Source organism: Acidisoma silvae, assembly GCF_020618775.1.
GTDB classification, from domain to species: domain Bacteria; phylum Pseudomonadota; class Alphaproteobacteria; order Acetobacterales; family Acetobacteraceae; genus Acidisoma; species Acidisoma silvae.
In genome coordinates this window covers 1-861 of the sequence record NZ_JAESVB010000071.1, presented here as the reverse complement: position 1 = coordinate 861, position 861 = coordinate 1, and the positions used below count along the sequence as shown (strand labels likewise).

The following is an 861-nucleotide window of genomic DNA, read 5'->3' as shown; positions in this document are numbered from 1 at the left end:
CTCACACCGCCGGTGCTGGCCTGCCAGGCGATGATCTCCCGGTCGCAGGTATCGATGGCGAAGACAACGCGAACGACTTCACCATTCCAGCAACTGATCTCCAGACCATCGGATGACCAACGCCGGTTGGACGCCAGCGCAATGACGCTGCCTTCATGGGCACGGATGTGGCGATGACCGACATGCGCTTGAAGCAGCAATTGGCTTTGTGCCATGAGGCGAAAGACGCGCTTGTGATTGACGGCCTCCGCGCCGGATGCGCGACGTGCCCGGTTCAGGATCGCCGTAATCCGGCGATAGCCATAGGTTGGGCGGGCGTCCGTGAGCTGTCTGATGGCAACAAGCAACTCCTCGTCACCTTGGCGTCGGTAGGGACCGCGGCGCTTGGGCGTATGAGACATCTGCTCAACCAGATTGGACCGGGCAACACCGAGCGTGTCGGCTACGATCTTCACCGGGAAGCGTCCCGTGGCGGCGACGGCAACTGCCAAACGGGCTTTTTTTCCCGAGCGGCGGCGAGCGCCTCTTTGAGCACTTCAACTTCCATGGTCTTGCGGCCCAGAAGGCGCTCAAGTTCGCGCACGCGCTGTTCAAGATCGCGGGCTCTGCTGGCCGCCACGACGTCTTCATCGGCTTTGACGGCGACCTGACCGCCCTGCGACATCAGTTGCCTCCACTTGAACAGCAGACTGGCCGAAACGCCATTGCGGCGCGCGACGGCCGACACCGTCATCCCAGGCTGCATGGTCGCGTCGACCAAGGCAAGCTTCTCGTTGGCCGTATAGCGGCGGCGGCGTTCGCGGCCGGTGATGATTTCAACGCGAGCAGGGTCGTTCGGCATAGGCTTATGACTAGGCTTAA

Annotated in this window: 2 protein-coding genes; both read right to left on the bottom strand. The window is 62.3% G+C overall.

Annotated features, from left to right (window positions below; all coding sequences use genetic code 11):
- The coding region (locus ASILVAE211_RS25845; RefSeq protein ID WP_227324217.1) for an IS3 family transposase at nt 1-455 on the bottom strand (455 nt) is incomplete at its 3' end.
- Nucleotides 452-861: transposase (locus ASILVAE211_RS25840; RefSeq protein ID WP_227324216.1), on the bottom strand; the 410-nt coding region annotated here is incomplete at its 5' end. The genes ASILVAE211_RS25840 and ASILVAE211_RS25845, both read right to left, overlap by 4 nt.